Origin of the sequence: Paraburkholderia sp. BL27I4N3, from assembly GCF_003386115.1 — a bacterium.
GTDB lineage: Bacteria > Pseudomonadota > Gammaproteobacteria > Burkholderiales > Burkholderiaceae > Paraburkholderia.
The window spans coordinates 183966-209079 of sequence record NZ_QREJ01000001.1; the positions used below are offsets into that span (position 1 = coordinate 183966).

Below are 25114 nucleotides of genomic sequence, written 5' to 3' on the forward strand. Positions count from 1 at the left end.
CCTTGTGTCGCGATGCGTGACCGGCATAACCGCCGCCGCTCCGCACAACAATTCACCCGCAACCCGAGGACCCAGATGCTCTGGATCAAGACGTTTCACATTGTGCTGGTGGCTTCCTGGTTTGCCGGCCTGTTCTATTTGCCGCGCATCTTCGTCAATCTGGCGATGGAAACGGAGCCTGCGGCGACGGCGCGTCTGTTGACCATGGCACGCAAGCTGTTCCGCTTCATGACGTTCATTGCCGTGCCCGCGCTGGCGTGCGGGCTCTGGCTGTGGCTGGGGATCGGCATCGGGCGCGGGCAGGGATGGATTCACGCCAAGGTTGGCGTGGTGGTGCTGCTTTTGATTTACCACGGTTATTGCGGTGTGCTGCTGCGGACGTTCGAGCGCGGCGAGAATCGGCGGACGGACAAGTGGTATCGGATGTTCAACGAGTTGCCGGTGCTGGGGATGTTGGCGGCGGTGGCGCTGGTGGTGATCAAGCCGTTTTAGGGCGGCGGGTGGTTGGGTGGGTTGTTTGGGTTAGGGCTTTTGATTTTGTAGAAGGGCGGTTTGCTGAGGTGTTCGGCAAACCGCCCTTTTTTCGTTTTGCAGCGCTGGATGGTGATGCGGTGTCTTAGGCCGAATGGCCAGTGCGGTTGTTAGCCTATATTGGGACGGCCGATGGGCGTGTTGGGTGATCTATAATTTGCAGACCATCGGCAACAACCGGTGGTCGAGTTTGACAGCTCGCGCTTGAAACCGCACACCCGTCCAGGCGGGTCGTGCGTCTATCTCTGCACGTCTGTATTTTCTATGGGCGGGCTGTGGTGGAGGAGCCGCAAGGCTCGCCGGATTGTTTCAAGCCCGGTCTGTCAACTTCGCTACGTGCCCGCTCACCCTCCTTGCAAGCGAGTGTCGGGCGATCCAGCAAGTCTTAAGGAGATCGCACCATGAGCAAGTCCACCAAAAAACAAACGGCCTCGCGCCCACCCGTCGATGCCCTGCAGTACGAAAAGCTTGCCTTGTCGGCATTCGGTTCATGCGAACGGCAGTTGACTCAACTCAGCCGATTGGCCACGCTTGCGACCTCGATATATAGGAATCCTGCATTGACGAACCACGAGCGACGCAGCCGACAAGTGCTGCTCGAATTGCTGGTGGAGACGTGCGAAGAGTATGAGCGCGAAGTGGAACGCGACCGCGAACTGTATCAGGTGATTGCGCTCGATGCGCGGGGGATTGCGCATCGGCGGATTACGGCGAGTGCGGCGGCGAAATTGCTTGCCGATGCGACACGGGATGCGGACAGGGCCGAACCGGTCGCTGAAGTGGGCGCCGAGACGACGCGCAAGCCAGCACAAGGGGCGGCCGATCCAGTCGCGGCCGCGACGGCGCACTGAGACGGACTGCGGATACGCTCCAGCAATCAACGAGGCGCGAAGGATTCGCGCTTCCTGATTGATGACTCACGGCCGGTGACGCGCCACTTGAACGCTTAGGCGCTGGCCTCGCGTGCCGTGCGCGACGCCGCCACACGCCATGCGTCGCCACGGCGGACGTACACGTCAGTGAAAGCGTAATCGGTCGCTTTCATGCCCGCGCCCGGCGTGTAGTGATTGACGCCGGACACCATGGCGACATTTCCGAATACACGCACCTTCAGTTCGCTGAGCGTCTGCGCCGAACCGGGCGGCAGCGTGGGCGCGACCAGAAGATCGGCTTTGGTGCGGCGTGCGCCGTTAGGCATCGTCTCGACGAAGGAGTCGTCGAGCAACTGATCGAGCGCCGCGCGGTCGCCGCGAATGGCGGCATCGACCCATGCTTGCTCCATGAGGACGAGCTTGTTTTCGACTTGCAGCTGGGTGGTCAGGCCGGAGGCGAGGACGCAGGTTGATAGGCCAATCGCGGCCAGGAAACTGAGGTGCTTCATATTCACATCCATTGAATCGACGGTAGGCACGCGAGCGCGTGTCCGCATTGCAGCGACGCAGGCCGATAGCCATGACATTCGGCCTGCGAATCGTCAGGCGGTGTATCTCGCAGGGGCTGTTGTGACTGGAAGACCGCGGCTGCCTGGCGTGGCTTGCAGTAGCCGGCCGACGTATTCCACTACTGAGGCACCGGCTCGTCGACCGGGCGGGATGGCTCCGCAACGGTATAAAAGAAGCGCGAGCAAGGTCACGCTTCTTGTGCCTTCAAGCCACCAGGGCGGCGCACGGGCCGCCCTTGTTCTCTCACTTGCGAATCATTTGTGCTGCGATCGCTCGCCAGCCTTCGGATTTACGGACGAACACGTCGGTAAACGAATAGTCCACCGGCCGCGCGCCTGGGTTTGCTCTGAATTGATTGATGCCGGTGACGATGGCGGTGTCGCCGTTCACGCGGACTTCCATATCCATCAAGGTTTGCGTCGAGCCGGGCGGCGGCGGCGGCGCCAACAGAAGGTCGGACTTGCTGCGGTGCGAGCCGCTGGGGGTCGTGTCGACGAAAGAATCGTCGAGCAGCTTCTCCAGCGTGACGCGGTCAGTGTTGGCGGTCGCAGTGGCCCAAGTCTGTTCCATTGCCTTCAGAGTCGCTTCGTCTTGATCTGATGCGAACGCAGGGGACGCGAGGGAGGACGCCAAAAGAATGGCAAGGGTCAAACGGTTGAGCGCTTTCATGCTGATTATCTCGATTAAGTGAGGGGAGGCGGCGCGCCGAGCGTGTGTTTTTTGCTCCAGCGGCTGTGCAAAAAACAATCACTTTGCGCCGCCGGCAATCGATTCCGACTTTCGGCAAATCGAAGGAGAATGCTTTGCTCTCGATTTACGGGGCGGCATTTGTAAAAATTTTAGATTATTTTGCATCAATATAAATAAGCGAATTCCTAATGTGCCCGAGGAATTCCGCTTACGGCATTAAGAATTGTCCTGTTTCTGTCTCCGTCCATCACGAGCAAGTCCTATTAGGTCCGCCGTGAATCTTGCCGTGGCCTCCGCGTTGTGCTCTAAGCATGGGTGTGTCGTTGGGATAATTCTTAATATCAAAACAGAAATCTCCGCCGCCGCGCCTTTCATTTACCAGACCCGTCGTCGAGTCGAGTTTCGCCGAAGAAAAAAATCCAGGCAGTTTTTGTCAATCTTGCCGCGTGATCTCTCAATTCGGAATGCTCTTATTAAGGTCTGATGACGTCGGTCATAAAGTTTCATACATAGAGAAAACGCAGTCAAAGGCATTTTTGATATTGGAGCGACGCCCCGATAAGCGGGAGCGATTCGGAATCTGCCGCAGGTCATCAATTCCGCGAATTTCAAATCAATTGGCGCTTCAGTCCTTCTCTTCCTGGCTCTGTCCACCGGCTACCGAACGCCTCAGTCAGAACTTCACCGACGCATCGCCGCGCGGCAAGCACGAACGCGTGAACAACTTTTTTCAATTTTCATCAGGATTTTCAAATGAATAAGACATATCGCTCTGTCTGGAACGAATCGACGGGGACGTGGGTTGCTGCGCAGGAGACGGCCAAGGGACGGAAGAAATCCGCCTCGCCGGCAAAGAGCGTGTTGGCGCTTGTCATTGGCGGGAGCGCGCTCATCGGCGCTGGCTCGGCCGTGGCTGGTGGGCTTGACGGCGGGACGGTGGCGGCTGCTACGGCGGAAGCCATTGGTCAAGGTGCTAAAGTGACCGCCACTGGTGACGGCGGTCAAGGGGTCGCCATCGGCGTGAACGCATTAGTTACCGACAACTACAGCGTGGCCGTTGGCGGGGGCGCGCAAGCACTCGGGGCCCAATCAACCGCGATTGGCAATGGTGCGGTCGCGGGGGGCTCCTCGGCCGCCGGCGCGACAGCTGTCGGGCAAATGGCAAAAGCGACGGGCTCGAATTCGTTGGCGTTCGGCTCTGACGCGACAGCGTCGGCGTTAGCTGCCACGGCAGTTGGTACTAGCGCGGTAGCGTCCGCAGTGGCTGCCACGGCGCTGGGTACGCTTTCAACTGCCACAGCGTCCTACGCGACAGCAGTGGGAGAAAATTCCGCTGGGACCGGCGTTGACGCGACGGGAGTGGGTTATAGCGCAAGTGCATCAGGGAGTAATTCGACAGCATTGGGCGCGTGGGCGAATGCAACTGCAGCGAACTCGGTAGCGCTAGGCTATTTGTCGACCACGACGGCGAACCTGTCGGCCGCGGGTTACAACCCGGGCACGGGCACGCTGTCGGGCACGGCTTCGACGGCCAATGGCGAAGTGTCGGTGGGCTCGGCAGGCAAGGAACGTCGCATCACGAACGTGGCAGCCGGTTCGGCAGCGACGGACGCGGTGAACGTGAGCCAGCTGCAGTCGGAAGACGCGAAGGTCAATAACGTTTCGAACAACCTGAGCAACCTGTCGAACACCGTGAACAATATCAGCACGGCGACGGGCAACATCACCAATATCAACAACACCGTCAACAACATTACCAACGGCGGTGGCATCAAGTACTTCCACACGAACTCGACGCTGGCGGATTCATCGGCAACGGGCACGAACGCGGTGGCGATCGGCGGGGGCGCTGTGGCAGCGGGCACCAACGGAATTGCGATGGGAACCGGCGCGAACACCGCGCCTATTGCCGATTCCACAGGTGTTGACCTGATCGCTATTGGCACTAGCGCGCAAGCCGGTGGGGGATCGTCGGTCGCACTGGGCGGCAATGCGAAGGCGGGCGCCCTCAATAGCATGGGCTCCAACGCCGGTTACTCTGTCGCGATCGGCGAAAACGCGCTTGCCCAAGGGGGGGCGCTAACCTGGGGTTATACCACCGCCGTTGGCGCGAACAGCTCGGCCACGAATTACGCGGCAACTGCACTTGGCATGGGCACGACGGCGTCGGGAAGTAACTCGGTGGCTTTGGGCTCCAACTCTGTTGCTGATGTCAATAATACGGTGTCGGTGGGTTCGTCCACGTCGCAGCGCAAGGTGGTCAACATGGCCGCCGGCACGCTGAGCGCGACCAGCACGGACGCGGTGAACGGCTCGCAGTTGTATGCGACGAACCAGAATGTGTCGAACATTGCCGGCAACGTGACCAACATCGCTGGCAACGTCACCAACCTTAGTAACACGGTGAACAACATCACCAACGGTGGTGGCATCAAGTACTTCCACACGAACTCGACGCTGGCGGACTCGTCGGCAACGGGCACAGACGCAGTGGCGATCGGTGGTGCGGCCTCGGCCTCGGCAGCGAACTCGGTGGCGCTGGGTTCGGGTTCGACGACGACCGCGAACCTGTCGGCCGCGGGTTACAACCCGGGCACGGGCACGCTGTCGGGCACGGCTTCGACGGCCAACGGCGAAGTGTCGGTGGGTTCGGCAGGCAAGGAACGTCGCATCACCAACGTGGCAGCCGGTTCGGCAGCGACGGACGCGGTGAACGTGAGCCAGTTGCAATCGGAAGATGCGAAGGTGAACACGGTCAACAACAACGTGAACAACCTGAGCAACAACGTCAGCAACATCGCGGGTAACGTCACCAACATCAGCAACGTGGTGAACAACATCACCAACGGCGGTACGGGCATCAAGTACTTCCACACGAACTCGACGCTGGCGGATTCGTCGGCAACGGGCACGAACGCGGTGGCGATCGGTGGTGCGGCGTCGGCCTCGGCAGCGAACTCGGTGGCGCTGGGTTCGGGTTCGACCACGACGGCGAACCTGTCGGCCGCGGGTTACAACCCGGGCACGGGCACGCTGTCGGGCACGGCTTCGACGGCCAATGGCGAAGTGTCGGTGGGCTCGGCAGGCAAGGAACGTCGCATCACGAACGTGGCAGCCGGTTCGGCAGCGACGGACGCGGTGAACGTGAGCCAGCTGCAGTCGGAAGACGCGAAGGTCAATAACGTTTCGAACAACCTGAGCAACCTGTCGAACACCGTGAACAATATCAGCACGGCGACGGGCAACATCACCAATATCAACAACACCGTCAACAACATTACCAACGGCGGTGGCATCAAGTACTTCCACACGAACTCGACGCTGGCGGATTCATCGGCAACGGGCACGAACGCGGTGGCGATCGGCGGGGGCGCTGTGGCAGCGGGCACCAACGGAATTGCGATGGGAACCGGCGCGAACACCGCGCCTATTGCCGATTCCACAGGTGTTGACCTGATCGCTATTGGCACTAGCGCGCAAGCCGGTGGGGGATCGTCGGTCGCACTGGGCGGCAATGCGAAGGCGGGCGCCCTCAATAGCATGGGCTCCAACGCCGGTTACTCTGTCGCGATCGGCGAAAACGCGCTTGCCCAAGGGGGGGCGCTAACCTGGGGTTATACCACCGCCGTTGGCGCGAACAGCTCGGCCACGAATTACGCGGCAACTGCACTTGGCATGGGCACGACGGCGTCGGGAAGTAACTCGGTGGCTTTGGGCTCCAACTCTGTTGCTGATGTCAATAATACGGTGTCGGTGGGTTCGTCCACGTCGCAGCGCAAGGTGGTCAACATGGCCGCCGGCACGCTGAGCGCGACCAGCACGGACGCGGTGAACGGCTCGCAGTTGTATGCGACGAACCAGAATGTGTCGAACATTGCCGGCAACGTGACCAACATCGCTGGCAACGTCACCAACCTTAGTAACACGGTGAACAACATCACCAACGGTGGTGGCATCAAGTACTTCCACACGAACTCGACGCTGGCGGACTCGTCGGCAACGGGCACAGACGCAGTGGCGATCGGTGGTGCGGCCTCGGCCTCGGCAGCGAACTCGGTGGCGCTGGGTTCGGGTTCGACGACGACCGCGAACCTGTCGGCCGCGGGTTACAACCCGGGCACGGGCACGCTGTCGGGCACGGCTTCGACGGCCAACGGCGAAGTGTCGGTGGGTTCGGCAGGCAAGGAACGTCGCATCACCAACGTGGCAGCCGGTTCGGCAGCGACGGACGCGGTGAACGTGAGCCAGTTGCAATCGGAAGATGCGAAGGTGAACACGGTCAACAACAACGTGAACAACCTGAGCAACAACGTCAGCAACATCGCGGGTAACGTCACCAACATCAGCAACGTGGTGAACAACATCACCAACGGCGGTACGGGCATCAAGTACTTCCACACGAACTCGACGCTGGCGGATTCGTCGGCAACCGGCACGAACGCGGTGGCGATCGGTGGTGCGGCCTCGGCCTCGGCAGCCAACTCGGTAGCACTGGGTTCGGGTTCGACGACGACCGCGAACCTGTCGGCCGCGGGTTACAACCCGGGCACGGGCACGCTGTCGGGCACGGCTTCGACGGCCAATGGCGAAGTGTCGATGGGCTCGGCAGGCAAGGAACGTCGTATCACCAACGTGGCAGCCGGTTCGGCAGCGACGGACGCAGTGAACGTGAGCCAGTTGCAGTCGGAAGATGCGAAGGTGAACACGGTCAACAACAACGTGAACAACCTGAGCAACAACGTCAGCAATCTGTCGGGCAACGTGACGAACATCGCTGGCAACGTCACCAACATCAGCAACGTGGTGAACAACATCACCAACGGTGGTGGCATCAAGTACTTCCATGCGAACTCGACGCTGGCGGATTCGTCGGCAACGGGCACGGATGCAGTGGCGATCGGTGGCAACGCATCGGCAACGACGGCGAACTCGGTAGCACTGGGCTCGAACTCGGTGGCGAACTCGACGACGCTGACGACGGCAGGCTTCACGCCGGCCGGCGGCTCGGCGATCTCGGCAGCGACGGCGCTCGGCGGTGAAGTGTCGGTTGGCGCAGCGGGTAAGGAACGTCGCATCACGAACGTGGCAGCGGGTCTGAACGCCACGGACGCGGTGAACGTGAGCCAGCTGCAGTCGGAAGACGTAAAGGTGAACAACGTCAGCAATAACGTTTCGAACCTGAGCAACAACGTCAGCAACATCGCTGGCAATGTCACGAACATCAGCAACGTGGTGAACAACATCACCAACGGCGGCACGGGCATCAAGTACTTCCACGCGAACTCGACGCTGGCGGATTCGTCGGCAACGGGCACGAACGCGGTGGCGATCGGTGGTGCGGCATCGGCCTCGGCTGCGAACTCGGTGGCGCTGGGTTCGAGTTCGACGACGACCGCGAACCTGTCGGCCGCGGGTTACAACCCGGGCACGGGCACGCTGTCGGGCACGGCTTCGACGGCCAACGGCGAAGTGTCGGTGGGTTCGGCAGGCAAGGAACGTCGCATCACGAACGTCGCAGCCGGTTCGGCGGCGACGGACGCGGTGAACGTGAGCCAGCTGCAATCGGAAGATGCGAAGGTCAATAACGTTTCGAACAATCTGAGCAACCTGTCGAACACCGTGAACAATATCAGCACGGCGACGGGCAACATCACCAATATCAGCAACACCGTCAACAACATCACCAACGGTGGCGGCATCAAGTATTTCCACGCGAACTCGACGCTGGCGGACTCGTCGGCAACGGGCACGGATGCGGTGGCGATCGGTGGCAACGCCTCGGCCTCGGCAGCCAACTCGGTGGCGCTGGGTTCGGGTTCGACCACGACGGCGAACCTGTCGGCTGCGGGTTACAACCCGGGCACGGGCACGCTGTCGGGCACGGCTTCGACGGCCAACGGCGAAGTGTCGATTGGCTCGGCAGGCAAGGAACGTCGTATCACCAACGTGGCAGCCGGCTCGGCGGCGACGGACGCGGTGAACGTGAGCCAGTTGCAGTCGGAAGATGCGAAGGTGAACACGGTCAACAACAACGTGAACAACCTGAGCAACAACGTCAGCAACATCGCGGGTAACGTCACCAACATCAGCAACACGGTGAACAACATCACCAACGGCGGCACCGGCATCAAGTATTTCCACGCGAACTCGACGCTGGCAGACTCGTCGGCAACGGGCACGGACGCAGTGGCGATCGGTGGCAACGCCTCGGCAACGACGGCGAACTCGGTGGCACTGGGCTCGAACTCGGTGGCGAACTCGACGACGCTGACGACGGCAGGCTTCACGCCGGCCGGTGGTTCGGCGATCTCGGCAGCGACGGCGCTGGGCGGTGAAGTGTCGGTGGGCGCAGCGGGTAAGGAACGTCGTATCACGAACGTGGCAGCGGGTCTGAACGCCACGGATGCAGTGAACGTGAGCCAGTTGCAATCGGAAGATGCGAAGGTCAATAACGTTTCGAACAACCTGAGCAACCTGTCGAACACCGTGAACAATATCAGCACGGCGACGGGCAACATCACCAATATCAACAACACCGTCAACAACATCACCAACGGTGGTGGCATCAAGTACTTCCACGCGAACTCGACGCTTGCGGATTCGTCGGCAACGGGCACGGATGCAGTGGCGATCGGTGGTGCGGCGTCGGCCTCGGCAGCGAACTCGGTGGCGCTGGGTTCGGGTTCGACCACGACGGCGAACCTGTCGGCCGCGGGTTACAACCCGGGCACGGGCACGCTGTCGGGCACGGCTTCGACGGCCAACGGCGAAGTGTCGGTGGGTTCGGCAGGCAAGGAACGTCGCATCACGAACGTAGCAGCCGGTTCGGCAGCGACGGACGCAGTGAACGTGAGCCAGCTGCAGTCGGAAGATGCGAAGGTGAACACGGTCAACAACAACGTGAACAACCTGAGCAACAACGTCAGCAATCTGTCGGGCAACGTGACAAACATCGCTGGCAACGTTACGAACATCAGCAACGTGGTGAACAACATCACCAACGGTGGTGCTGGCATCAAGTATTTCCATACCAACTCGACGCTGGCGGATTCGTCGGCAACGGGCACGGATGCAGTGGCGATCGGTGGCAACGCCTCGGCAACGACGGCGAACTCAGTGGCACTGGGTTCGAACTCGGTGGCGAACTCGACGACGCTCACGACGGCAGGCTTCACGCCGGCCGGTGGCTCGGCGATCTCGGCAGCGACGGCGCTGGGTGGTGAAGTGTCGGTGGGCGCAGCGGGCAAGGAGCGTCGCATCACGAACGTGGCAGCGGGTCTGAACGCCACGGACGCGGTGAACGTGAGCCAGCTGCAATCGGAAGATGCGAAGGTCAATAACGTTTCGAACAACCTGAGCAACCTGTCGAACACCGTGAACAATATCAGCACGGCGACGGGCAACATCACCAATATCAACAACACCGTCAACAACATCACCAACGGTGGCGGCATCAAGTACTTCCACTCGAACTCGACGCTTGCGGATTCGTCGGCAACGGGCACGGACGCAGTGGCGATCGGTGGCAACGCCTCCGCAACGACGGCGAACTCGGTAGCACTGGGCTCGAACTCGGTGGCGAACTCGACGACGCTGACGACGGCAGGCTTCACGCCGGCCGGCGGCTCGGCGATCTCGGCAGCGACGGCGCTGGGCGGTGAAGTGTCGGTGGGCGCAGCGGGCAAGGAACGTCGTATCACCAACGTGGCAGCAGGTCTGAACGCGACGGATGCGGTGAACGTGAGCCAGCTGCAGTCGGAAGACGCGAAGGTGAACACGGTCAACAACAACGTGAACAACCTGAGCAACAACGTCAGCAACATCGCGGGTAACGTGACGAACATCGCTGGCAACGTCACCAACATCAGCAACGTGGTGAACAACATCACCAACGGCGGTGGCGGCATCAAGTACTTCCACGCGAACTCGACGCTGGCCGACTCGTCGGCAACGGGCACGGACGCAGTGGCGATCGGTGGCAACGCATCGGCGACGACGGCGAACTCGGTGGCACTCGGTTCGAATTCGACGACGACGACCGCAGTGGCGACCAGTGGCACGACGATTGGTGGCGTCACCTACACGTTCGCGGGCGCAACTCCGACGAGCACGGTGAGCGTGGGCTCGGTGGGTAACGAGCGCACCATCACCAACGTGGCGGCAGGCCGCCTGAGCGCGACCAGCACGGACGCGGTCAATGGCAGCGAGCTGTACGCGACCAACCAGCAGGTGACGCAGAACTCGAGCGACATCACCAACCTGACGAACAACATCAACAACGGTTCGGTGGGTCTGGTGCAGCAGGATGCGACGTCGCGCAACATCACCGTGGCGAAGGATAGCGACGGTACGGTGGTGGACTTCACGGGTACGGCGGGTTCGCGCAAGCTGACCGGTGTAACGGCGGGTGTTCTGAGCGCCGCGAGCACGGACGCGGTCAACGGTTCGCAGTTGTACTCGACGAACAGCAACGTGACGAACCTGAGCAACAACGTCAGCAACATCGCGGGTAATGTCACCAACATCAGCAACGTGGTGAACAACATCACCAACGGCGGTACGGGCATCAAGTACTTCCACTCGAACTCGACGCTGGCGGATTCGTCGGCAACGGGCGCGGATGCAGTGGCGATCGGCGGCAACGCATCGGCAGCGAATGCCGGCGCGGTGGCACTGGGCGCGGGTTCGACGACGGCTGCAGCAGTGGCGACCACTGGCGCGACCGTCGGCGGCGTGAACTACACGTTTGCAGGCACGGCTCCGACGAGCACGGTGAGCGTGGGCTCGGTGGGTAACGAGCGCACCATCACCAACGTGGCGGCAGGCCGCCTGAGCGCGACCAGCACGGACGCGGTCAATGGCAGCCAGCTGTATGCGACCAACCAGCAGGTGACGCAGAACTCGAGCGACATCACTAACCTGACGAACAACATCAACAACGGTTCGGTGGGTCTGGTGCAGCAGGATGCGACGTCGCGCAACATTACCGTGGCGAAGGATAGCGACGGTACGGTGGTGGACTTCACGGGTACGGCGGGTTCGCGCAAACTGACCGGCGTAGCCGCCGGTGAAGTGAGCGCAACGAGCGTGGATGCGGTGAACGGTTCGCAGCTGTTCGGCGTGTCGCAGAGCGTTGCGAATGCAATCGGCGGTGGTTCGACGGTGAACACGGATGGCTCCATCACGGCGCCGACTTACGAGGTGGGCGGCACGACCGTCAACAACGTAGGTGCCGCGATTACCAATCTGGACGACCGCACGACGCAGAACACGACGGCGATCACCAACATCAACAACACGCTGAACAACATCAGCAGTGGAGTCGGTGTCACGTACTTCCACGCCAACTCGGCGTTGCCGGATTCCCAGGCAATCGGCGCGGATTCGGTGGCGATCGGTGGTAACGCGCAATCGCTGGCGGCGAACTCGGTGGCATTGGGTTCCAACTCGATGGCCAATCGCGCCAACACGGTGTCCGTGGGCTCGGCGGGCAACGAACGCCAGATCACCAACGTCGCGGCAGGTACGGCGGATACGGATGCGGTGAACGTCGCGCAGTTGAAGGCGTCGGGCGTGATCAATCCTAACGGCACGACGAATGCGGCAGTCACGTACGACCACAACGCGGACGGTACGACCAACTACAACAGCATCACGATGGGTAATGGTGTTGCAGGCGGTACGACGATCCACAACGTGGCAGCAGGCTCGGCCGGCGACGATGCAGTCAACGTCAGTCAGCTGAACACGGCGATTTCCACCGTGACGAACATTGCCAACAACGCAGCGAGCAACCCGATGTTTGCTGCAAACGGCAACCGTGACACGGAAGCAGCGGTCGCGAGCGGCACGCATTCGACGGCAATGGGTGCGAACGCCAGCGCGAGCGCGGCCAACTCGGTGGCGCTGGGTGCGAACTCGGTGGCGGACCGTGCTAACACGGTGTCGGTGGGTTCGGCGGGCAACGAACGCCAGGTCACCAACGTGGCAGCTGGTACGGCAACGACCGACGCGGTCAACGTCGGCCAGTTGAACGACTCGATCAGCGCGGCGGTCGGCAATCTGCCGGCGGGTACGACGGCGAAGGACTACACCGACCAACAGATCGGCGCGGTGCAGAACAGCGTCAACCAGGTGTCCCAGAAAGCGTACGCCGGTGTTGCAGCCGCTACGGCGCTGACGATGATTCCGGACGTCGATCAAGGCAAGACGATCGCGGTCGGTATCGGCGGTGGCACGTACGGCGGGCAAAACGCTGTCGCACTCGGCATCTCGGCGCGTATTACCGAGAACCTGAAGATGAAGGCCGGCGCGGGCACCAGCTCGCAAGGCACGACCGTCGGGTTGGGTGCTTCCTATCAGTGGTAAGCGCCTCGACGGATGGGATGCAAATTCCATCCGTCGGCCCTGATCCGCACATCTCCTAACTGAAAGCGCGCCGTTGTTGGCAGCACACGCAGCAACAGCGCCGCTTCAAACACTGAATCCGTTGAAATGAACTCGACTCTTTTTAAATATCTCCGCGCGCCGTTGCTCGGCGCGTTCGTCGCCGCGCTCGCTGCCTGTAACACGCAGTCGGGTGCGACCTACACGTTGCACGCCATTAGCGCGCCGAACCAGCAGGCACGCACTTATCACGTGACCTGTCAGGGACTTTTCGAAAGCTCGCAGGCTTGTGTGCGCGTGGCCGAAGAAACTTGTAAAGCCCAGCCCGTCACCTGGCTCGAATCGATTGACGGCGTACGCAACAACGAGCCGAAGAAAGATCCGCGCGAAGCAACCTTCATGTGCGGTGCGCCTGCCGTGCAGCAGCCGGTGACGCAGCCTGTCGTACAGCAGCCGGCGCCGGTGGTGATCGTCCAGCAGCAACCCGCCCCGCAACCGCAAGTCACGGTGCAACAACGCCGTCTGCTATTGCAAGGCAACGCGAACTTCGCCACCGATAGCTCGGTACTCAGCGCGGTCGCCAAGGACAATCTCGACCAGTTCCTGCGCGTGAACAAGGAAGTACACCTTCGTCGCGTAACCGTGATCGGCTATACCGACAAGACAGGCTCCGAGCCGCATAACCGGATGCTCTCCGAAGCGCGTGCCGCGGCTGTCGTCGCTTATCTGCGCGACGGTGGCCTTCAGGCCGACCAGTTCTCATCGAAGGGCATGGGCAGCGCTGATCCGGTCGCCACGAACGCGACCGCCGAAGGTCGTATGCAAAACCGTCGTGTCGACGTACGCGTCTTCGCCGAGTAAATCGGGCGACGCAAAAGTTTGACCGTCAAAGGCCTGCCGTCGCGCAGGCCTTTTTTCTATTGCGGCTTCAGGGCTCGCCGTCGATGCGCAGCCGGCCGATCACGCCTTTCGCCTGGCCGAGCCTTTCGACGAGTTCAGGTCCACGCCTGAGCGCCACGCCGACCGCCAGAATGTCGCCGATCGCGAGATGCGACATGCGCGAGGTCATCGGTGAAAAGACGTCGTTTTCTTCGACGACGTTCGAGAACAGGCAAATGCTCGCGACCCGTGCGAGCGGCGAACTGCCGTGCGTGATGGCAATCACTTTAGCGCCGCGCGCGAGCGCGGAGCGCGCCGAATCGATGATGTCGCGCGTGCGGCCGGTATTGGAAATCGCCACGACGACGTCGCCGGGTTCGAGCAGCGCCGCCGACATCGAATACGTGTGCGGATCGGAGTAGGCGACGCTCGGCATGCCGAGCCGGAAGAACTTGTGCTGTATATCCTGCGCGGCGATGCCCGAGCCGCCCGCGCCGTAAAACTCGATGCGCGCCGCGTTCGCCAGCAGTTCGACGGCCGCTTCGACGCTGTCCGGCGACAGGCTGTTGCGCACCTCGATCAGCGTGCCGATGGTCCGGTCGAACACTTTGGCGATCAGCCCGGACGCACCTTCGTCCGGCCGCACGTCGCGATAGACGGTTGGCACACCGGACGCGATACCTTGCGCCAGCCGGATCTTGAACTCACGAAACCCCGAAAAGCCCAACGCGCGACAGAACCGCGCGATGGTCGGCTGGCTGACGCCCGCGCGGGCGGCGACTTCGGTCATCGACAGATCGAGCACCTCGCGTGGCGACTCGATCACATAGTCGGCCAGCTTGCGCTCGGACGGCCGCAACTGCTCGCGCATCTCTTCGACTTGGGACAGCATCATCGGAAAACTCGCACTATGCTGAAGAATGCGTGGACTATAGCTGATTGCCTGAAAGGTACAAAAACTACATTTAGCGCGTAGGTGTATTCCCTAGGAGTTGCTGGAATATGACGGCGGTCCGCCAGTAAAGGGCTTCTGACGATTCGACGATGCGGCGTCGCAACAAGAATCCACATTGCGATCGTGTAGTTTTTCTACTAACATGACGTTGTCGGTTGACCCGACGCCCCCGCGATACCCACCTGGCATCGTGCGCGCAGCGACTGCGCGTCTTAGGCCAGCGACGAAGGAGCTCCGATGGTTTCCCCGCATTCGCAATTGTTGAAGGTCACGCAGCGCGTGGTCGAGCGTAGCAAGCCCACTCGTGAGGCGTATCTCGCCCGCATCCACCAGGCGCAGGGCAAGTTCCCGGCGCGCGGCGCGCTCTCCTGCGCCAATCTGGCTCACGGTTTCGCCGGCCTCGAAGGCAACGACAAGCTCGTCATCAAGCAGATTCGCGAGCCGAACATCGGCATCGTGTCCTCGTACAACGAGATGCTGTCGGCCCACGCCCCGTACAAAAACTACCCGGACATCATCAAGCAGGCCGCGCGTGAAAACGGCGGCGTCGCGCAATTCGCGGGCGGCGTGCCGGCCATGTGCGACGGCGTCACGCAAGGCAATGCGGGCATGGAGCTGTCGCTGTTCTCGCGCGAGGTCATCGCCATGAGCACGGCGGTCGCGCTCACGCACAACATGTTCGACGCGGCGCTGTGCCTGGGCATCTGCGACAAGATCGTGCCGGGCCTGTTGATTGGCGCGCTGCAATTCGGCCATATCCCGACCATCTTCGTGCCGGCCGGCCCGATGGGCAGCGGCCTGTCCAATGACGACAAAGCCAAAACGCGCCAACTCTTCGCGACCGGCCAATGCGACCGCGGCGCGCTGCTCGAAGCGGAAGCCGCCGCGTATCACAGTCACGGCACCTGCACGTTCTACGGTACGGCCAACAGCAATCAGATGCTGATGGAAGTCATGGGCCTGCATCTGCCGAGTTCGGCCTTCGTGCATCCGCACACGCCGCTGCGCGATGCGCTGACCGCGCAGGCCGCGCGCCGTGTGCTCGATCTGACGGTCGAGCGCGGCAACTACATGCCGATCGGCCACGTGGTCGACGAAAAGGCGATTGTCAACGGTATCGTCGCGTTGCTGGCCACCGGCGGCTCGACCAATCACACGCTGCATCTGGTCGCGATTGCACGCGCGGCCGGCATCGTGATCGATTGGGACGACTTCGACACGCTGTCGCAAGCCGTGCCGCTGCTCGCGAAAATCTATCCGAACGGCAAGGCGGACGTGAACCACTTCCACGCAGCCGGCGGCGTCGCGTTCCTCGTGCGCAACCTGCTCGAAGGCGGCTTGCTGCACGAAGATGTGAACACGGTCGCAGGCAAGGGGCTCAAGCACTACACCGAAGAGCCGAAGCTGATCGACGGCAAGCTGCAATGGGTGCCGGGTGCGGCAGCGAGCGAAGACACCGCGGTGCTGCGCGGCATCAAGGAACCGTTCCAGCCGGACGGCGGCCTGCGTCTGATGCAGGGCAAGCTCGGGCGCGGCGTCATCAAGATTTCGGCGGTGGCGGCGCAGCATCGCAAGGTGAGGGCGCCGGCGATCGTGTTCGATTCGCAGGAAGCCGTGCAGGAAGCGTTCGACAAGCACGAGCTGAAGCGCGACTTTATCGCTGTCGTGCGCTTCCAGGGCGCGCGCGCAAACGGCATGCCCGAACTACACCGTTTGACGCCGCTGCTCGGTGTGTTGCAGGATCAAGGTTTCCATGTTGCACTGGTCACGGATGGCCGCATGTCCGGCGCGTCGGGCAAGGTGCCGGCGGTGATTCATCTGTCGCCGGAAGCGTTGCTGCAAGGGCCGATCGGCAAAGTGCGCACGGGCGACATGCTGGTGATCGACGCCGACGCCGGCGTGCTCGACATCGAAATCGACGCGGCGGAATGGAGCGCGCGTGAGGGCGCCGTGCCGCAGCATCAGGCGGCGAACGAAGTTGGCTTCGGCCGTGAGCTGTTCGGCGTGTTCCGCGCGGCGGCGGCGCCGGCGGAGCAGGGTGCGTCGGTATTCGGCGCGATGGTGGGCGAGCACGCGGCGCCTCATGCAGCGTCGCACGACACTCACGAGGCTGCGCGTCACGGCGAAAAAGCCAAAGCGCACACCTGAAACACGCAAGCGGCACGCAAGCAGCAAATCGGCACCCAACAAGCACCACTCAAGCCAGCCAAGTGCTGCAGAACAAGGAGTCTGACTATGACGTCGAAAACAGTAAGCGATATCGTGCGCCTCGGCCCGGTGATTCCGGTGCTCGCGTTCGACTCGGTCGAACAGGGTGAACACGTGTCGCGCGCGCTGCACGCGGGCGGCGTGAAGGTGCTGGAAATCACCTTGCGCACCGCAGCAGGCCTCGAAGCGATCGAACGCGCGAGCCAGTTGGCCGAAGATATCGTGGTGGGTGTCGGCACGATTACGAAGCCCGAGCATTGCGCTCAGGCCAAGAAGGCGGGCGCGCAGTTCGGCGTCTCGCCCGGCCTGACAAGAGACATGCACAAGGCCGCGCAGGATGCGGGCTTGCCCCTGCTGCCGGGCGTGATGACGCCGACGGACATCATCGCGGCGCTCGAGCTCGGCTACGAGATCGTGAAGTTTTTTCCGGCGCAGCAAGCCGGCGGCGTGCCGATGCTGCAAGCGTTCCACGGCCCGTTCCCGAATCTGAAGTTCTGCCCGACCGGCGGCATCACGGCGGAAACGGCCACGCATTTCCTGTCGCTGCCGAACGTGGTATGCGTGGGCGGCTCATGGCTCACGCCGAAAGCCGCGCTCGCCGCGCAAAACTGGGACGAGGTCACGCGTCTGGCGCGTGCCGCGAGCCAGCTGGCGGCGCCGGCTCACTAGGTTGAATCCGCGCGCTCGTTAACCCTTTATCAAGGTCCGACACGAAGGAGCCTCGTCGATACAGCTGTTCAGGCTGTCTTGGCGAGGCTCTTTTTGCGATATGCGCGGAGAATTGGCGCACGTCTTCAGATAACAAACAGTAAAATTCAGCGTCCGCGCGGTCAGCCCGGTTTCAAGGCGCCGTACAGGTCGCCGTGAGACACGGTGCTGGCTGTGTTCCGCACGCACTCAGAATCAATAACGCAAAAGGAGGAGCTTCATGGAAGCTGTCCACGGCAGCACGCTGCTGGTCTTCGCGGTGATCGCCATCGCATTGCTGATCCTGCTGATCACACGCTACAAGGTTTATCCGTTCCTCGTTCTGATCATCGTGTCGTTGCTGCTGGGTCTTGCATCCGGCATGCCGATGGCGACCATCGTCAAATCGTTCGAAACGGGTAACGGCAATACGCTTGGGCATATCGCCATCGTGGTCGGTCTGGGCACCATGCTCGGCAAGATGATGGCCGAGTCGGGCGGCGCCGAGCGCATCGCCACCACGTTGATCAACTTCTTCGGCGAGAAGAACATCCATTGGGCCATGATGATCGTGGCGATCATCGTCGGCTTGCCGGTGTTCTTCGAAGTCGGTTTCGTGCTGCTGATCCCGATCGCGTTCAACGTCGCCAAGCGCACCAACAAGTCGTTGCTGCTGGTCGGCTTGCCGATGGTGGCGGGTCTGTCCGTCGTGCACGGCCTGCTTCCGCCGCACCCGGCCGCGATGCTCGCGGTGCAGGCGTATCACGCGGATATCGGCAGGACCATCGCTTATGGGCTGATCGTCGGTGTGCCGACCGCGATCGTCGCGGGTCCGCTGTTCGCGTTGCTGATCAGCCGCTACATCAAGCTGCCGAAAGAGAACGCGCTAGCCGCGCAATTTCTCGGCCACGGTGACGAGACCAAAAACGGCGAGCAAAACGCAGTGCAGAACGTGGCACCCAAGCGTGAACTGCCGAGCTTCGGCATCACGCTGCTCACAATCCTGCTGCCGGTGATTCTGATGCTGGTGGGAAGCTGGGCCGATCTCTTCACCACGCCGAAAACCTTGCCGAACGATCTGCTGCACTTCGCCGGCAATTCGGACGTCGCGCTGCTGATCGCCGTGCTGGTGAGCTTCTGGACCTTCGGTGCGAGCCGCGGTTTCACTCGCGAGCAGATCCAGAAATTCTGCGGTGACTGTCTCGCGCCGATCGCGGGCATCACGCTGATCGTCGGCGCGGGCGGCGGTTTCGGGCGCGTGCTGATGGATAGCGGCATTTCGAAGGAAATCGTCAATGTGGCAACGGCCATGCATCTGTCGCCGCTGTTGTTCGGCTGGCTGGTGGCCGCACTGATTCGTCTGGCCACGGGTTCGGCGACGGTCGCCATGACCACCGCGTGCGGCATCGTCGCACCGATCGCTTCGGCTAGCGGTGTGCATGTCGAGCCGGAATTGCTGGTGCTCGCCACCGGTTCGGGCTCGCTGATCTTCTCGCACGTGAACGACGGCGGTTTCTGGCTGATCAAGGAATACTTCGGTATGACGGTGGGGCAGACCTTCAAGACATGGTCGCTCCTCGAAACCATCATTTCACTGATGGGCTTGGGTTTGACCTTCGCACTCGCGGCGGTCGTGTAAGGAGTTTTTGATGATTCTGATCGCAATGGGCGTGTCGGGCGCCGGCAAGACGAGAATTGGCGAAATGCTGGCGGAACGCCTGCATTGCGCGTTCACCGATGGCGACGCGTTTCACAGCGCCGCCAACAAAGAGAAAATGCACCACGGCATTCCGCTTACCGATGAAGACCGGTGGCCGTGGCTGCAAACCATCCGCGCCGCGATCGTCGAGAAGGAGAAGGCGGGCGAGACGGCCGTGTTCACCTGCTCGTCGCTGAAGCGCTCGTACCGCGACGTTTTGCGCGATGGCGACAAGGACGTGTGCTTCGTGTATCTGAAGGGTTCGCGTGAGGTGCTGGAGCAGCGTCTGACCACGCGCACCGGGCATTTCTTCGATCCGTCGCTGCTGCAAAGCCAGCTCGATACACTTGAAGAGCCGAGCCCGGACGAAGCGATCACGGTGAGCATCGAATTGTCCCCGGAAGAAATCGTCGTCGAGGTGCTGAAGCAGGTCGAAGCGCGCAAGTGAGTTTGTTTCGCTGCTGCAAATGAAAAACCGCTCCATGAACGGAGCGGTTTTTTTACGCCTCGACTTTAACGAGGCAATCGGCAATCGAGACCGCTTAAGCGATCCGCTTAGCCAATTCGACGGCCTTGCCGATATAGGAACCCGGCGTCATCGCGAGCAAGCGGTCTTTCGCGTCCTGCGGAATCGCGAGGCCGTTGACGAACGTTTGCAGCGCTTCACGCGTGATGCCTTTGCCGCGCGTCAGTTCCTTCAACTGCTCGTACGGATTCTCGATGCCGTAACGGCGCATCACCGTTTGCACCGGCTCGGCCAGCACTTCCCAGCAGTTGTCGAGGTCTTCGTTCAGACGCAGCGCATTCACTTCCAGCTTGTCCAGACCGCGGATCAGCGAGTCGTACGCGAGCAGCGAGTAACCGAACGCGACGCCGATATTGCGCAGCACCGTCGAATCGGTCAGGTCACGCTGCCAGCGCGAGACCGGCAGTTTGTCGGCGAGGTGGCGCAGCGTGGCGTTAGCCAGGCCGAGATTGCCTTCCGAGTTTTCGAAGTCGATCGGGTTGACCTTGTGCGGCATGGTCGACGAACCGATTTCGCCCGCCTTGGTGCGCTGCTTGAAGTAACCGACCGAGATGTAGCCCCAGACGTCGCGATCCAGGTCCAGCAGGATCGTGTTGGCGCGCGAGACCGCGTCGAACAGTTCGGCCATATAGTCATGCGGCTCGATCTGGATCGTGTACGGATTGAAGGTGAGTTTCAGACGTTGCTCGACGACTTCGCGCGAGAACGCTTCCCAATCGAATTCCGGATACGCAGAGAGATGCGCGTTGAAGTTGCCGACCGCACCATTCATCTTGCCCAGCAGTTCGACCTTGGCGATACGATCGATCGCGCGTTCAAGGCGGGCCGCGACGTTGGCGAGTTCCTTGCCGAGCGTAGTCGGGCTGGCCGGCTGGCCGTGCGTGCGCGACAGCATCGGCTGCTCGGCGTGGGCGTGAGCGAGAGCGACGAGACGCTGATGCACCGAGCGCAGCGCCGGCAGGATCACGTGTTCGCGGGCGCCCGCCAGCATCAGGCCGTGCGACGTGTTGTTGATGTCTTCCGACGTGCAGGCGAAGTGGATGAACTCGCTCGCGCGCTCCAGTTCCGCCTGACCCTTCACCGATTCTTTCAGCCAGTACTCGACCGCTTTCACGTCGTGATTCGTCACACGTTCGATTTCCTTGATGCGCGCGGCGTCGTGCGCGGTGAAGCGCTCGGCCAGTTGCAGCAGGAATTGCTCGGACGCTTCGGAAAAGCGCGGCACTTCGGCGAAACCGGCGCGCGAGAGCGCGATCAACCAATGGATTTCGACCGTCACGCGATTGCGCATGAATGCGGCTTCCGAGAGCCAGACGCGCAGGGCTTCGGTTTTCGAGGCGTAGCGGCCGTCGAGCGGGGAGAGCGCGTTCAGCGCGAACAGGGTGTCGGGATGGGTGTCGGACATGATGGCGGCGTGGCGCAAGGGTGAAAACGCGGAGGAAACTGCGGGAACCGCGAATTTTACCACCTGACGCCGACTGGCCGATTTCGACGCTGCGCCGCGCGGCGCCAGCGTAACGCCCGTGCGGCGGCTAGCCCGGATAACCTTCGTAGCCGGGGAACAGGGTAGGCAGCGTGAACGGCGGCAGCGAGTAGCGCGAAAAGCAGCGCGAGGTGGAACCGGGATGGACCAGATGCAGGCAGCTCGCCTGCGGATCGTCCACCGCGATCACGTTGCGGCCCGATTCGACTACGCGCCGGATGAAGCTCTCGTCGTCGCACAGATTGATGTCGTCGAAGGCCGAGACCGCGGCCAGCGTTTTGTCGTACACATAGGAGAAGCCGTAGAACAGGATGAAGTCCGCGCCGATCTGCATCTTCTCGTGGAATTCGATAGGGCTGACCGAACGCCCGCTCAGTTCGTAGTGCAAGCCCACCTTGGCATTCAGGTCCATGTAGCCGAAGAACTGCGTGTGCGGCGCGTACATGAAGAAGCCCGACAGCTTGATCAGATCCGCGCGGTTCTCCTGCATCGTCGTGACCATGTGCGCGAGGTAGTGCGGCGCGTAGTGGTCGTCATCGTCGAAATGAGCGATCAGCGAGCCGCGCGACTCCGCGATCAGCGCGTTGCGCTTGGCGCCGATCGACATGCGCACCGAGGAATGAAAGTAGCGAATGCGCGCGTCCTGCAAAGCCAGCGCCTGCAAATACGCGCTCGGCTCGGGGCTGTCGTCGAGGATTAGCCATTCCCAGTCGACCTGCTGGCGCAGCACGCAGCGCGCAATGGCCGGCAGGAAGCGGTCGCGATTGGCCGTCGGCGTGATGATGGAGACGAGTGGTGACATGGCGGGTCTCGCGCACGGGAAGGCGCGTTATCTGAGAGAGTTGATGGAGGGTGCGGCGCGCTGCCGCCGGGGCGTGCGTGCAGCAAGATAGCGGCTCGCGGCCGGGCGGCGCCATCGGCGCAATCCGATTTCCTGACGTGGGGTCATCACGCGATCTCGCGCACGGCCGCACCTGCCGGTCTCACGACACCCACTAGAATGCTGACTTCCTCTCTCCCGTCGGCAGCAGGCCCCGCATGGAACTGAAATGGCTCGAAGACTTCGTTTCGCTCGCGGAAACGCGTAGTTTCAGCCGCTCGGCTGAATTGCGCCACGTCACGCAGCCGGCGTTCTCCCGGCGGATTCAGGCGCTCGAAGCATGGCTCGGCACGGAGCTGATCGACCGCTCGGTCTATCCGACGCGGCTCACGGCGGCCGGCCAGGTATTCAACGAACAGGCGCTCGCGATGCTCTCGCAGTTCCACGAAGCCCGCGCCCTGCTGCGCGGCCATACGGCGACGCCACAGGCGACCATCGAGTTCGCCGTGCCGCACACGTTGTCGCTGACTTACTTTCCACGCTGGCTGCAGCGGATCGAAGCCCATCTGGGTCCGATCCACACGCGTCTGCGGGCCCTGAACGTGCACGACGCGGCGTTGTCGCTGGTGGAAGGCGGCTGCGATCTGATGATGGGCTATCACCATCCCAGTCATCCGGTCGCGCTCGATCCGGGCCGCTACGACATGCTGACGCTCGGCAACGAACCGATCAGTCCGTTTTCGGCGCCGGGCCGCGCCGGCCGGCCGCGTCATACGTTGCCGGGCACGGGCGAGGCGCCCACGCCTTACCTGTCCTACACGCCGAACGCCTATCTGGGACGCATGACCGAAGTGATACTCGCCAACGCGCCGGAGCGCCTGTACCTCGACCGCCTCTACGAAACCGACATGGCCGAGGGACTCAAGGCGATGGCGCTGGCCGGGCACGGCATTGCCTTCCTGCCGCACAGCGCGGTCGAGGACGCGGTCGCGGACGGCAAGCTGATCCGTCTTGACCGCGCGACGCGCGGCACGCCGGAAGGCCAGCTCACACTGACCATGGAGATTCGCCTCTATCGCGACAAGCTCGCGGCGAAGAGCGACGATGCGCGACAGATACTCGCGCGTCAATTGTGGGAGGTGGTGTCGCAAGAACTGGCGCAAGGCACGGCCTGAAATCCTGCCTCCTTGCGACGCGAATTTGCGGCTTCTTGATGGTTATGCAAAAAAAACATAATCGGATAAGGAAACGGCATTGGATTTCAAAACGGCGTTTTTCCACAATGCTGACATTCGTTCAACGCCGGAGCGTTCATGTCATCCCAGCAACAGGCAGCACAAGCAGCCCAATCCGCATCAACGTTGCAGTCGGTTCCTTCCTACCTGAATAAAGACGATCTCGGCCCGTGGGGCAACTACCTGCGTCAGGTCGATCGCGTCGCCCCGTACCTCGGCTCCCTGTCCCGCTGGCTCGAAACCCTGAAGCGCCCGAAGCGCATTCTGATCGTCGACGTGCCTATCGAACTCGATAACGGCACGGTCGCTCACTTCGAAGGCTATCGCGTGCAGCACAACGTGTCGCGCGGTCCGGGCAAGGGCGGTGTGCGTTACCACCAGGACGTGACGTTGTCGGAAGTGATGGCCTTGTCGGCGTGGATGTCGGTGAAGAACGCTGCGGTGAACGTGCCGTACGGCGGCGCGAAGGGCGGCATCCGTGTCGACCCGCGCACCTTGTCGCGTGGTGAACTGGAGCGCGTGACGCGCCGTTACACCAGCGAGATCGGCATCATCATCGGACCGAATACGGACATTCCCGCGCCGGACGTGAACACGAACGAGCAGATCATGGCGTGGATGATGGACACGTACTCGATGAACCAAGGCCAAACGGCCACTGGCGTGGTGACGGGCAAGCCGATCACGCTGGGCGGTTCGCTTGGCCGCCGCGAGGCGACGGGCCGCGGCGTGTTCGTGACGGCTTCGGAAGCCGCGCGCCGTATCGGCGTCGATATCGAAGGCGCACGCATTGCGGTTCAAGGTTTCGGTAACGTGGGCGGCATCGCGGCGCGTCTGTTCCAGGAAGCCGGTTCGAAACTGGTCGCGGTGCAGGATCACACCGGCTCGCTGTACAAGTCGACCGGTATCGACGCCGTCGCACTGCTCGAACACGTGGCCAGGACGGGCGGCGTGGGTGGTTTCCCCGAAGCCGACGCAGTCACGAACGAGGAGTTCTGGACCGTCGAATCGGACATCCTGATTCCGGCGGCGCTGGAAAACCAGATCACCGAAAAGAACGCCAGCAAGATCAAGACGAAGATCGTCGTGGAAGGCGCGAACGGCCCGACCACCACGGCTGCGGACGACATCCTGCACGATCGCGGCATCCTCGTGATTCCGGACGTGGTGGCCAATGCCGGCGGCGTGACCGTGTCGTACTTCGAGTGGGTGCAGGACTTCTCGAGCTTCTTCTGGACGGAAGACGAGATCAACCAGCGCCTCGAGCGCGTGATGCGTGAAGCGTTTGCCGCAGTGTGGCAAGTGTCGAGCGAGCAGAAGGTGTCCGTGCGGACAGCGGCGTTTATCGTCGCATGTAAGCGGATCCTGGAAGCACGCGAACTGCGCGGCCTGTATCCCTGATCTATCGGCTTCTTTCGGCTTCTTTTCCGCTTCAAACGGCGGTTCCGCTACCCCGCGGGACCGCCGCCAATCCTTGCTTCAGCGCGGTCCACAAGACTGCGTGTTCGACCCGGCGGGCGGCATCGTTTCGATGCCGCCCGCCTTTGCATATGCGGAAAGGTTGACCGACCTG

Annotated in this window: 15 protein-coding genes and 1 pseudogene; 11 read left to right on the forward strand and 5 right to left on the reverse strand. The window is 62.1% G+C overall.

Going from position 1 to position 25114, the window contains the following annotated elements:
• The first annotated feature begins 75 nt into the window (after positions 1-75).
• On the forward strand, positions 76-492 hold the full coding sequence (locus B0G71_RS00855) for a CopD family protein (protein WP_116118288.1): 417 nt from the start codon (positions 76-78) through the stop codon (positions 490-492).
• Between the two features lie 440 nt (positions 493-932).
• Positions 933-1382 (forward strand): hypothetical protein, encoded by a 450-nt coding sequence (locus tag B0G71_RS00860; RefSeq protein WP_258875469.1) that lies wholly within the window; start codon positions 933-935, stop codon positions 1380-1382.
• Between the two features lie 95 nt (positions 1383-1477).
• On the opposite strand, the gene B0G71_RS00865 is transcribed toward B0G71_RS00860, so the two are convergent.
• Positions 1478-1912 (reverse strand): nuclear transport factor 2 family protein, encoded by a 435-nt coding sequence (locus tag B0G71_RS00865; protein WP_181916700.1) that lies wholly within the window; start codon positions 1910-1912, stop codon positions 1478-1480.
• Positions 1913-2216: 304 nt separating this feature from the next.
• Positions 2217-2642 carry a nuclear transport factor 2 family protein gene (locus B0G71_RS00870; RefSeq protein ID WP_116139134.1) on the reverse strand — a complete coding sequence of 142 codons (426 nt, stop codon included), beginning with the start codon at positions 2640-2642 and terminating at the stop codon, positions 2217-2219.
• A gap of 774 nt (positions 2643-3416) precedes the next feature.
• Between B0G71_RS00870 and B0G71_RS42590 the strand changes: the two are divergent.
• The 3 genes and pseudogenes from B0G71_RS42590 to B0G71_RS00880 form a co-directional block, all read left to right on the forward strand.
• Positions 3417-3536: pseudogene (locus B0G71_RS42590) on the forward strand (ESPR domain-containing protein); the annotation flags it as partial.
• A gap of 177 nt (positions 3537-3713) precedes the next feature.
• Positions 3714-13031 carry a YadA-like family protein gene (locus B0G71_RS00875; protein ID WP_404935452.1) on the forward strand — a complete coding sequence of 3106 codons (9318 nt, stop codon included), beginning with the start codon at positions 3714-3716 and terminating at the stop codon, positions 13029-13031.
• A 126-nt stretch (positions 13032-13157) separates the two neighbouring features.
• Positions 13158-13910 (forward strand): OmpA family protein, encoded by a 753-nt coding sequence (locus tag B0G71_RS00880; protein WP_116139138.1) that lies wholly within the window; start codon positions 13158-13160, stop codon positions 13908-13910.
• 67 nt (positions 13911-13977) lie between these two features.
• Here the strand turns inward: B0G71_RS00880 and B0G71_RS00885 are convergent, their stop codons facing one another.
• Positions 13978-14823 (reverse strand): MurR/RpiR family transcriptional regulator, encoded by an 846-nt coding sequence (locus tag B0G71_RS00885; protein ID WP_116139140.1) that lies wholly within the window; start codon positions 14821-14823, stop codon positions 13978-13980.
• Between the two features lie 297 nt (positions 14824-15120).
• Here B0G71_RS00885 and edd point away from each other — a divergent pair, with 297 nt between their 5' ends.
• The 4 genes from edd to B0G71_RS00905 all read left to right on the forward strand — a co-directional run bounded on the left by edd (position 15121) and on the right by B0G71_RS00905 (position 19925).
• Entirely contained in the window at positions 15121-17031 is a 1911-nt protein-coding gene (edd, locus tag B0G71_RS00890; protein ID WP_116139142.1) for a phosphogluconate dehydratase, read from the forward strand.
• An 87-nt stretch (positions 17032-17118) separates the two neighbouring features.
• Complete coding sequence (gene eda / locus B0G71_RS00895; protein WP_116139144.1) at positions 17119-17760, forward strand: bifunctional 4-hydroxy-2-oxoglutarate aldolase/2-dehydro-3-deoxy-phosphogluconate aldolase; 642 nt, start codon at positions 17119-17121, stop codon at positions 17758-17760.
• 259 nt (positions 17761-18019) lie between these two features.
• Positions 18020-19417: a GntP family permease gene (locus B0G71_RS00900; RefSeq protein ID WP_116139146.1), complete on the forward strand. Its 1398-nt coding sequence runs from the start codon at positions 18020-18022 to the stop codon at positions 19415-19417.
• 10 nt (positions 19418-19427) lie between these two features.
• The gene (locus B0G71_RS00905; protein ID WP_116139148.1) at positions 19428-19925 is read left to right on the forward strand and encodes a gluconokinase; all 498 of its coding nucleotides are present in this window, start codon (positions 19428-19430) and stop codon (positions 19923-19925) included.
• A gap of 94 nt (positions 19926-20019) precedes the next feature.
• Here B0G71_RS00905 and purB read toward each other — a convergent pair whose 3' ends face one another.
• On the reverse strand, positions 20020-21408 hold the full coding sequence (gene purB / locus B0G71_RS00910; protein ID WP_116148250.1) for an adenylosuccinate lyase: 1389 nt from the start codon (positions 21406-21408) through the stop codon (positions 20020-20022).
• Positions 21409-21535: 127 nt separating this feature from the next.
• On the reverse strand, positions 21536-22288 hold the full coding sequence (locus B0G71_RS00915) for a glycosyltransferase family A protein (protein ID WP_116139150.1): 753 nt from the start codon (positions 22286-22288) through the stop codon (positions 21536-21538).
• Between the two features lie 236 nt (positions 22289-22524).
• On the opposite strand from B0G71_RS00915, the gene B0G71_RS00920 reads away from it, so the two are divergent.
• Both B0G71_RS00920 and B0G71_RS00925 read left to right on the forward strand, forming a co-directional pair.
• Positions 22525-23481 carry a LysR family transcriptional regulator gene (locus B0G71_RS00920; RefSeq protein WP_116118278.1) on the forward strand — a complete coding sequence of 319 codons (957 nt, stop codon included), beginning with the start codon at positions 22525-22527 and terminating at the stop codon, positions 23479-23481.
• A 138-nt stretch (positions 23482-23619) separates the two neighbouring features.
• Entirely contained in the window at positions 23620-24942 is a 1323-nt protein-coding gene (locus tag B0G71_RS00925; protein WP_116139152.1) for a Glu/Leu/Phe/Val dehydrogenase, read from the forward strand.
• Positions 24943-25114 lie beyond the last annotated feature (172 nt).